This window comes from Pirellulales bacterium (assembly GCA_035499655.1).
Taxonomy (GTDB): Bacteria; Planctomycetota; Planctomycetia; order Pirellulales; family JADZDJ01; genus DATJYL01.
The window spans coordinates 1-10513 of sequence record DATJYL010000208.1; the positions used below are offsets into that span (position 1 = coordinate 1).

Sequence of the window (10513 nt, forward strand, 5' to 3'; positions counted from 1 at the left end):
GCCGCTGTGCCCTTGACTGTGAGGTTCTCGATGCCATTGTAAGTAATCAACGGGCTGGCCGTACGGCTGACCGTCGTGCCGTTGATCCCAATTATCTCCGGGCCGGCCGCCGTCGATTGACTGGTTAAACTGTCGGTGCCGATCAAGCCACTGTCGCTGACGGAAAGCGATCCCCCGAGCAGGTTCTGCGTGATGCTGTAAGTGTCCCCCCCTCCCAGGCCATCCAGCGTGGTCGTCCCGCTGGGGCTGCCCGTGACCGTAAATGTGTCGGCCGCCGCCGTGCCCTGGACGCTGAGGTTCTCGATGCCGCTATAAGTAATCAACGGGCTGGCCGTCCGGCTGACGGTCGTGCTAGTGACACCAATCATCTCCGGTCCGAGGGCCGTTGTCTGACTGCTGAGCGTATCCGTCCCGCTGGCGCCGCTGTCGCTCACTGAGAGTGCGCCACCCAGCAAGTTCTGCGCAATCGTATAACTGTCGCCGCCCTCCAGGCCGTCCAGCGTGGTTGTGCCGCTAGGGCTGCCGATGACGGTGAACGTGTCGGCCGTCGCCGTGCCGCTGACGCTGAGGTTCTCGATGCCGCTGTAAGTGATCAGCGAACTAGCCGTGCGGCTGACGGTGCTGGAAGTCACACCAATTGCCTCCGGACCGGCCGCGGTCGATTGACTCGTTAAACTGTCCGTGCCACTGGCGCCGCTGTCGCTGACGGTTAATGGTCCATCCAGCAGGTTCTGCGTGATGGTGTAAGTGTCGCCCCCTTCCAGGCCGTCCAGCGTGGTCGTGCCGCTGGGGCTTCCCGTAACTGTGAACGTATCGGCCGCCGCTGTACCGCTGACGGACAAGTCTTCCACTCCGCTGTAACTTACGGTTGGCCCTGAACTGCGCGTCACGCTTGATGCTGAAATGCCGATGGTCTCAGGCCCAGCGCCCGAGCTGGTCAGTTGCAGCGTATCGTTTCCAATCAATCCCGTGTCGGCAACACTCACCACTGCAGCGGCAGGCAAAATACTTTGGTCGATTAGGTACAGGTCGTTGCCTTCACCGCCGTCCAAGTTCACCGTGGCCAGCATGGAATAATCGGACTGGTTCACGCCGGTCAGGTCGATCGTGTTATCGAAATCGCCCGTCCCCGTCACGACAATCGAATTGACGTCGGCCGCCTGTGCTACGCCGGTATCGGGATTGAATCCGCCGATTCCGTTGATCGTCAACTGCACGTTCCCGCCGACCGCCGAGATGGCAACGTTATCGGCATCGGTCAGATTGATCGTTAATGCACCGGCAAAAAAACTAGAGGTCACGCTGAGCACGCGGCGGCTTTCCAATCGCTCGATCGCGCGCTGCCATCGTCGAGCAGAGGCGCTCCGCGAGCGCCTGGTCCGGCGGGCGCGCAGCGGCCCGAAATTCAGGAGTGCCCAGTCAGACCATATCGACATGCCGGCAGTCTCCACCGCCCGCGGGCAGGCTCATCGCCCCACGAGCCATGCCCTTCTGACGCGGCCCAAAAACCCTGCGCGTCGGAGGTCGAAAATCATCCTCCGCCGAGGCGTCAGCCGCGAGCCAAACATTCGGGAAGAAACCGCCGGGATGCCAAACTCGCTGGGTGCCGACCATAAGGCGGATTGTAAAGCCTATTCGCTTGAGCCTAATCGCCCGTTTCGGGCAATGCAAGATTGCGGATGGCGAAGCATGTAGCGGCTGGGCAAGGAAGACGGCTGGAGAATTCCAGAAAAGCCGAGGTTTTCGCCAGAATTACAGGGCGGCTCGACGGCCACATCCATAGGGTCTGCAGGCTGCAAACTTCCTAATTTTGCGACTTCCAGCGCGGCCCGGAAAACGGAGCTCCGCAGTCGCGGTTGGGTGATGGCGCGGGCCGGTTGACGTTAAGAGGGATCACTGGCGACCACCACCGGTTCTTCTCGCAAGGCGTCCAAGCGGCCGGCCATGAGATTGGCCACCGGGCGAGTGAGCGGGTGCCGATCGCAAGCAATGCGGATGATGGAGGTAATGGGAACCGCCAAAAAGGCGCCCACCACCCCCCAGAGCATGCCCCAGAAAATCAAGGCCACCAAGATTGCCACCGGATGCAACCGCATGTGACTGCCCATCAGCTTGGGCTGGAAAAAATTCCCGATGACAAACTGAATCGCCGCAGGAATGCAGATGGCCAAAAACTTTTCTAACCCGCTCAATTTTCCTGTCAAAAGGACAATGGGGATCGGCAGAATAATGGAAATAAAGGAACCGACGTTCGGAATGAAATTCAAGAGAAACGTCAGCAATCCAAACACCGCGGCGGCTTGCACTCCGAACAGCCAGAGCACGAAGCCGACCAGAATGCCCGTCACGCCGGAGAGCGTGGTCATGGTGAGAATGTAACTGCGAATACGCCCCTCCATTTCGCCCCAGGCGCCGCCGATTGGGCGATCGCGCTTGACGCTGCTCATGAGCAGGAAAAAGAGGAAGATCAGCACTAAGCCACTTTTGGAAAGCACGGCCGCCAAAGCCAGGGGCACACCCGACAGCACGCCCTCGACTCCGCTTTGCAGGAACTGTCCAATCGTGGAGAGGAAGTCGCTTTCTTCGATGCCGAACCGCTCCAAGGGGAGCGAGGCGGCTAAACCCTTCATCATGGAGTCCAATTGGTTTTGATACTGTTTGAGATTTTGTTCATTGGTGAATTGTTCTCCGGCGTTGTAGACCAGCACGCCTGTCGCCAAGAGCACCAGCACGGCCAACAGCAAGGCGACACATACGGCGATGGTGCGCGGCAGGCGGCAGCGGACTTCGAGCACATCGACCAGCGGCATAAAAGCAACCGCCAGGAAAACCGCCATCACAAACGGAATCAGGACCGGCTGCAACCACCACAGCGCAAAACCGACGGCCACCACCGTGAGCAAGCAAAGGCACAGGGTATGAACGCGTAATTCAGCGCGAATCGGCGGTTCGGGTGCTGCTGGCAAAGTTTATTCTCTGGAAAGTGGAACTGGCGATGGGCAAGTGACGCCCACAACTCCCCGTTGCCTTGCCTGGGCAAGTTCCAAGAGTTTATCGCACAAGCGGCTGCCAGGGCTAGCAGAATTTCCGGGGAAAAACAGAGCGGATTCAAACGCGGGCAGCGGAGGGGTGCAAATCGACAGGCTAGCCGCCGGCCGCGGCAGGAGCAGCGGCGCCTTCGGCCGGAGCGGTTGCAGGCTTGGCGGCGTCTTTTTTCGGCGCCTCGACCTTTGGAGCCATATTCAGATACGGTTGTTCAAGCCCGGTCTCGTGCAAGCATTGAATCAAACCTTCGTCGGTGTACAGGACCACTCGATCCGTTTGATCGTTCACCAACGTCTTCAGGGGTTGCGGCAAACTGAACGTATCAATGCGGGCTCCGGTCTTGGCGTCCAAGATGGCGACGCGCCCGTATTGATCGCGCGCGTACACCCGTTCCGGGCTGACCGACACCAACTGCACGGGGTCGGGAGCAAACCACATGACTTCGCCGGTTTGTGGCCGGAGCGCGAACATGCCGCCATCTTCCGGCAACACATAAACCGCCGTGTTGGTGGCGATGGGCCGCTGCCGAATCGGCGAACCGGCGGAGAATTTCCATAATTCGTCGCCCAAAAGGTGGAAAACAACAGGCTGCGTCGATTTTGCTGCGTTTAGATTTTCCTCTTCGATATCAGCGTAGTACGCAATCACGTATCCTGCTTCCGTGCCCACATACACCTGTGATCCAAACAAAGTCGGGCCCGAACTAATGCCTTCGGAAATAAGTTTGTGGAATTCCGAAGCCTTGGCGCCAAACAATTGAACATACATCTGGTTCAGATTTCCAGCCCAGGCGAGGGCAGAATCAGTAGTGTTCAATTCTCCGACCAGATTTCCCGCCGAAGGTTGATAAGAGGGATAAACGTTTTCCGGTAATTTCGCATTTTTAAGCGTCGAGAGGGAATACATTTCCAACCCGCCGTTTACCAAGGGCAAAACAACCTCGTCGGTCGTGAGCGCGGGGCCGCGTTCCGGGGTACCGGTGACTTGACGATCGAGCACTACATTTCCGGTGGCGCGATCCAACACAAACAGCCGGGCGGTATTCGCCACGGCCACGTATGATTCGTTGGCGCTGGCGGAGAGGGCATTGAATCTGCGAATGCCGATGCGGAACGGCCACAAAATTTGCCCGCTTTCTGCGTCCATGACATACAGCATGCTTTCGCTGGTAACCGCCAGCAGCAAGCCGGATTGCAATTTGATATGCGTGATTTTGGAACGTGCTCGATCCAGCGGCACTTGCATTACCCAAGCGCGCTTGAACCCACTTTGCGCCGCCTGTTCCTGCGAAATCAATGGAAAGCCCATCGATTGTGCCCAGACCGCATGGGACGCACCTTGCGCGGCAAAACCGCACATCACTAGAGCAAAACCTAAGTAGCGGATCATGATCACCTTCGCATCTTTAAATATTGCGGCAAATCCAAAAAGCCTGTGGTTTAATCAACGCCAAACTAGCAAAGTTGCCAAACTTTGCCCGTGCGAACCACGCATTTCATCATAATTGCACCGATGGCAATTCGATAGCAATCGCCGGCTTGGGGTTTTTGGCCCAATCGGGCCGCTAGACCATCTTTGGACGGCAGCCTAAGCTGAGTTCAACAACCTAACTGAAATCAGCCCGTATGTTGCAGCGGCATGATGCTGTAGGTTCGATATGGCTGCATTGACCGCTGGCCGCTTCTCCCGCTTTTGTTTCTCACTACGCGCTTCAGGAAGTACCGGATGTCATCGTCGTTTGAGATTGCCGATCAAGCACCCCTGCAGGAAATCGTGGGGTACTTGAATTTTTCCTCCGGCGCAAGCGATCCGGCATTTTTGCGGCGGCTCGACGAGTTATGGCAGGTGATACAAAACGCTGGCACGCCCCCAGGAAAAGTGTGTGCTGTCGCACAGCATTTATTGGCCCACAAACTGAAAGAACTGGCGGCCGGCAGTCCTGCTTTCCGGAATGCCGAGCAGGGACGGCAGGCGCTGCGGTTGATATTTGACGAAGTGCTGCCGGCTTATCGCCGTCATCACCGCGATTTGCTGTTTCATCAATCCGACGTCGAATTGTGGCAACCCTTTTTCATTGGCCGCGTGGCGGAAGTAGTTCTGGCCGCCGGCGCACCGTGGAATGAAACCGAGACAATTGTGGAACAGTCTCTGAACCGACTCAACGATTTCATCGGCTATCGTCCCGTGCCTGTGTTGGAAACGCACAAGCACGAACCGTATGCCCACGAACGGGTACGTCCAGCGCCGCTTTACATTGTCGGGACCGGCGTTTCAGGCGGTAAATATCACGAACTGATCGAGCAGACCTTAGCCATTTTGCGAAATACCCCGCCCGATTTGTTGGACGCCGCCGGTTTCGACCTGGCGGCACTCGACGAGCTGGCGTTCGATCCCCGGGCTTACGATTTTAACCATCCGGTGAATCGACGGCCGAATTATCATTTCGGCACGTGGGATCCGCATTTGATCGACAACAAAGGCCGTTACCGTCGATTTGTGATTCAGCAATGCACGTTGGACGCCGCGCTGGCCCGGATTCAACAATCGCACGATTTGCCGCGCGAACAAGTTTTGTTTGAAGCGGGAGCGGTTTTGGCCGGCACCATCCTGATGGCCTCCGGCACCACCGGCAACGGCCCGGAGGCGCACGATTCTTCCGTCTCGTTGGCCACGCTGTTGCCAAAGATAGCGCGTTACCGGGACGAATTCTATCAACATCTGCTTGCCCAACTGCAGGGAGAACATCGACAGCGATTAGAAGCGGAGGCTGCCGCGCGGCGCCAACCGTTTGCCGGCGCGCGGCAACATTTGAACGCGGAACTGGCCCGACTCCGCGCCCTGCAATTACAGCACGTACGATTGGCGCTCATTTTCTCGCGATTGGGTTTTTCGGAAGCCGCCCTGCGGCAATCGCAAATTGTGCCTGCCGCATCAGCCCGAATGGCATGCCAAATCCAATGCTTGTTGACGACAGGTCACCACCTGGCCGACGCCGATCGTCTGCAGGATGCCGCCGCGGTGCTGCCGCAAGTGGAAGATTTGTTGCAGCGAGCCATCGCATGCGGGGCTGTCATTGACCCGTGGAACATCCTCGGCTTCGGTGGACAATTCAGTTTGTTTCCGGCGGTGGAAAACAGCATTCCTGATCCGCGCGTCGACGAACTGTTTGACCTGGTCGAGCAACTTTTCGCTCTTTACGCCCGGCTGTGGCACGAAGGCGCCACGGCCGACGACATGACGTTGCAAAAGCGTATTGCTGGAGCGTTTCGAAAAGCGGCGAATTGGTGGGATCGATTCGCCACCACCGCGGTGGAAGGCGTGCGGCATATTTTCGGAAGCGAGGCTGTTGTTGCTTCCCAGCGCGTAGCCGACGCACTGGCCGCCTGGCACAAAGCGGGGGATTCCGCTGGCCAAGTTGCATTTTGGCTCCCTTATGTGGAACAGTTCGATTCTCCGCAGGCGTACAGCCGCGTGATTGAAGTTCTGTTAGCGCAACCCGATCTGCAGGCCGCCATGGCGCTGCTGATGCACTGGCTGAGCCAGGCAGAAACGGTCCGTCTGGACGAGGGCGCACCCAGTTTTTACGCGCTTGCGATGCGGTGGTTGCAAATTGCGCTGGCAGCCTCGACTGCGGCTGGCGCGGAATTGCAAAACGATCGCTCGCTGGCGCTAAAGTTTTTCGATCATCTCGAAGCTAACGCCGAGCAATTCTGGGTAGTACCGCAGTGGCAATCGGGCGAATTTCCGGGCAGCCATCCGCCCTCGCGCACTCTGGAAACCGCAACCGGCACCAGCGCAGATGATTTCGACGAGAATGACGCTGGGCAGAAAGACGAGGAACATGAAGACGATTTGTTCAGCGCCGCCTACGAAAATATGGTTTACCGTGACAGCACTGCCGACGGAACCGATGCCGACATGCTGGAGGTTCCCGGAGCGGGCGACACTTCGAACGACGAACTGGAATGCGAGCTACGCCGGCTTGCCCCGCGATTGGCTTTTCTGGCTATGCTGGCCGCCCAGTGGAAACTGGTGGCCTGGGTGCTCGGCAGTAATCAGCGATTAGCGCAAACGGAATCAGGCGGAATGCTGACGCCGCCGGACAGTGGGCAGAAGTTGGAAAGCCGAAAGAAAGAGCCGATTGCATTAAAACACGCGTCCTTGGCGGTTCCCTCGGAATGGTTGGCGCGGGCACAAAAAAACCGCCAGCAGTTGCTTGTTCTGACCGCGGACATTCAGCGTTATCCCCTGACCATCTCATCCGCCAGCTACGATGCGCTATTGGAATACGACCGGCGTCGTCTCACTCGCGAAATGCTGCTGGAAAAAGTTATCGCCACCCTCACTGCCACGATCGAAGCAGAATTTTCACTGGCTGCTGTGTGCTCGACAGCGCACGGAGCAGAAGCATCGGCTTCGAAAGCCCCGGCCACAGCTTCGCCGGCAACCGCCGCGCAGCCCGTAGCAAAAAAAGAAACAAGCGACGAAAAGTCTGATGCGTTCACGCCCAGACCGCAAACCATCGCCATGATTTCCGCTATCATGGCAGGCAATGTCCAGGCCGTGCGTGCAGCCTGGGGAACGTTTTTGGTCGAAGTGGCCCGTCAGCCGTTGCTTTATGTACCGCTGGCTCGTGGCGGCGATGCCCGAAAAATCGCCGCTACTCGCGCGCTCCAACAAACCCTTCGAGAAATGCTCCGCCGCTTGCCGCAGTTGGGATTGCTGCGCCAGACGTGTCAATTATTGCGAGTAGCGCGGGTGATGGAAAAGGAACATTCGCCCGGCGCCGGCGCAGTTACCGAGTTTGATCGGCTGTTCGAAATCGGTTATCAGGCAATTGTGGAAAGCCTGGTGGAATCGTCGTTGGGATGGAACACGGAGCAGCGACCAACTGCTGATTCAGCCGCGGCGGCCGATGCCACCGCCGATCTTCAGCTCATCGACTGCTTGCAACAAGTGACCGAGGCGCTGCTTTCCGAATGGCTCTCGCACAGCCGGACGTTACGGCTCTCGGCCTTGGAACGTGTGGCGTCGGAAAAAGCCTGGCAGGAATTGGTGAAATTCATCGAGCGCTACGGCCACGATTTATTCACCCAGCAGTTTTTTCAATTGGGGAACTTGCGGGCGATTTTGTACCAAGGCGTGGATGCGTGGCTGCAGCGTTTGGTGCAAGCCGACGAAACCGAGGAATCGTTGCTCTTGGTGAAAGAATTAGATCACGGCCTGTCGCGGGCAGAAGCGAAAAAACATTTGTCGCTGGTGATCGAAGTCATCGTGGAAAACTACGCTGAGTACCGCGACTACAACGCCACCACCACGCAATCGGACCGGGGCGAAATGCTGTACACGCTGCTCGATTTTTTGCGCGTGAAAGTCGGCTACGAACGCATCCACTGGAATTTACGCCCGGTGATTATGGCCCACGAGGTTCTCATCCGGCGCGGATTAAATGGGCCGGCCGAATTGTGGCGACGAATCATGGCGCAACGGACCACGGAAGTCGCCGATCAACAACTGACGCGGCTGGCCAAATTGCAAACACAATATGGCATGCGGCTGTCGACCGTGGCTGATCGATTGAGAGAACGGTTTGTGCGGCCGCTAGTCATCGATCGTGTGCGCGCGTTGGTGCAACCTGCGGCAGAAGAAGCCCGCCGCGGCGAGCAACCCACCGCCTTCGCCCTCTTGGAGCAAGAAGCCGGCGATTTGGCCGACGAACCGTGCGGCGCGGGTCTGGACTTGCCCGATTGGCTGGAAGTGCTTGAAGAGGAAGCAGACCGCGTATGCCAACAACCTGCGGGTCGGGATATTGAAGATGAATCGCTGATTGCGGCGCCGCGGGTGCGTTTGACGTGGGATGAAATTCAATTACAACTTTCCGATTGGGACACGCCGCCGGAAATTTCGCGGTGAGAATTCCGTTGCCGACGGTGTTGGGTGCCACTGCTGGCTTGTCCAGCAGTGGCACCCGGCGAGTATTATCGTTAATGTCAAAGTCTTGACTGATGAAAAGCCAGAAAGCGCCGGATACTACTATGACCCAAGCATCTAATATTGGCGATTGCAGACCGGATGATTGCTGCGGTTCTAACGCCACAAGTCTAGCGGTATTGGTGCGATGTTATAGGATGCACCATCGTGCGTTGCGTCAAATGCTCGAAGCTTTTCAAAGCCTCAAATCACTTGCTAAAGCTATTCATTTTGCTGCTGCTGCAATTGATCCGACCGATACCGAGAAGAGGATGTATCGACACCAACACCGACTTGGGCGAGAGTTTTGTGAGGGCATCGCAAAGTATTTGGTAACGAAGGAGAATGCTATTGGAGCGTGTCACACATTTGCAGATTTGAAAGAGCTTATAGAGCGTGAGACAAAAAACTTCAGCGGCTTTGGCAAACTAGCCATTTACGATACTGCCGTCCGCATTGGTGCAAAAAAGAATATCTTTCCGGAATTTGTATACCTTCATGCGGGTGCAAAAATTGGTGCGGATAATCTGCATCTTGAACAGAGTGAGGGGAAAGTGACAATTAACGCAATTCCAGCTGAATTCAGAGGCTTGCAATCTCCGCCTCTTGATAACATCCGGCTCTGCGTTTATGCCGAGGACTTTCTCTGCATCTATAAAAATGAGTTAGTCAAACTTGGGCAAAGGCACAAATAGGGTGAAACAGGATCATCAGTATCATTCAACGGAAAATCGAACAGTGGTTGATAAACACACCAAACGGTCATACATAGTTTTCACCTCAACAGCAGTCGTTGCTGTTTTTGCAGTGTTGGCACTGTTTTTTGCTCGACCAGCCAATAAAGAAAACGCGTCGAAAGAAAACGCTGTTGCGAAAGATGTGGTTAAAGATACAGTCGCACCAGGACCAGAAAAGCTAGTTGCGAAATCAAAATTTAATCCAGAACAACTGAGCGATGACGATGAGCTACTTTTGAAGGTATTTCAATTCTATTGTTGGGATGCACATGATCCCGTGTGGCAAACAGAAGAACATAAACAAAAAGAGAAGAATTTCACAAAAGAAATAATGGGACGAGATGTCCTGTGGCACGTCAAAGTAATCGGCTTCAATAATCCCGATTACAATGGATTTACAATCATCTTTGTTGTGCCGGATGCCCCGCACCAACGCACTCTCTGCGAGCCCTCTACCATAGAAGTTGACTATGATTCACGTTTGCCGAGGTATCAATCCGGTGCGCGACTTACTGTGAGGGGTACGATAAGCGATGTGTTTCCAGTGAGAGTCAATGCGCACGAAATTGCAGAAACAAAACTTCAGGCACCTTAATAGACGACGTTTCAGTGCATTTGTTACTTAGAGCCACCGGACAAAACTAATCTTGCGTTGGTTGTTGAGTAGGGATCAATATGATGTCCTTTTGTGTTTCGGATCAAGTCGAATCACGGAGGGATGAAGGCCATGGCAGGTAAATTATTACCAGACGAGTTGTGGG

Annotated in this window: 6 protein-coding genes; 3 read left to right on the forward strand and 3 right to left on the reverse strand. The window is 56.0% G+C overall.

The genetic code is table 11. From position 1 onward, the window contains the following. The 3 genes from VMJ32_15475 to VMJ32_15485 all read right to left on the reverse strand — a co-directional run. Window positions 1-1310: hypothetical protein (locus VMJ32_15475; GenBank protein ID HTQ40425.1), on the reverse strand; the 1310-nt coding region annotated here is incomplete at its 3' end. Window positions 1311-1883: 573 nt separating this feature from the next. Beyond that, a complete protein-coding gene (locus tag VMJ32_15480) occupies window positions 1884-2966 on the reverse strand; it encodes an AI-2E family transporter (GenBank protein HTQ40426.1) in 1083 nt (360 codons plus the stop codon). Window positions 2967-3144: 178 nt separating this feature from the next. Further along, window positions 3145-4434 (reverse strand): PQQ-binding-like beta-propeller repeat protein, encoded by a 1290-nt coding sequence (locus VMJ32_15485; GenBank protein HTQ40427.1) that lies wholly within the window; start codon window positions 4432-4434, stop codon window positions 3145-3147. 336 nt (window positions 4435-4770) lie between these two features. Here VMJ32_15485 and VMJ32_15490 point away from each other — a divergent pair, with 336 nt between their 5' ends. The 3 genes from VMJ32_15490 to VMJ32_15500 all read left to right on the forward strand — a co-directional run bounded on the left by VMJ32_15490 (window position 4771) and on the right by VMJ32_15500 (window position 10347). Then, complete coding sequence (locus tag VMJ32_15490) at window positions 4771-8958, forward strand: hypothetical protein (protein HTQ40428.1); 4188 nt, start codon at window positions 4771-4773, stop codon at window positions 8956-8958. A 92-nt stretch (window positions 8959-9050) separates the two neighbouring features. Then, window positions 9051-9710: a hypothetical protein gene (locus VMJ32_15495; GenBank protein ID HTQ40429.1), complete on the forward strand. Its 660-nt coding sequence runs from the start codon at window positions 9051-9053 to the stop codon at window positions 9708-9710. Window positions 9711-9753: 43 nt separating this feature from the next. Continuing rightward, entirely contained in the window at window positions 9754-10347 is a 594-nt protein-coding gene (locus tag VMJ32_15500) for a hypothetical protein (protein HTQ40430.1), read from the forward strand. Window positions 10348-10513 lie beyond the last annotated feature (166 nt).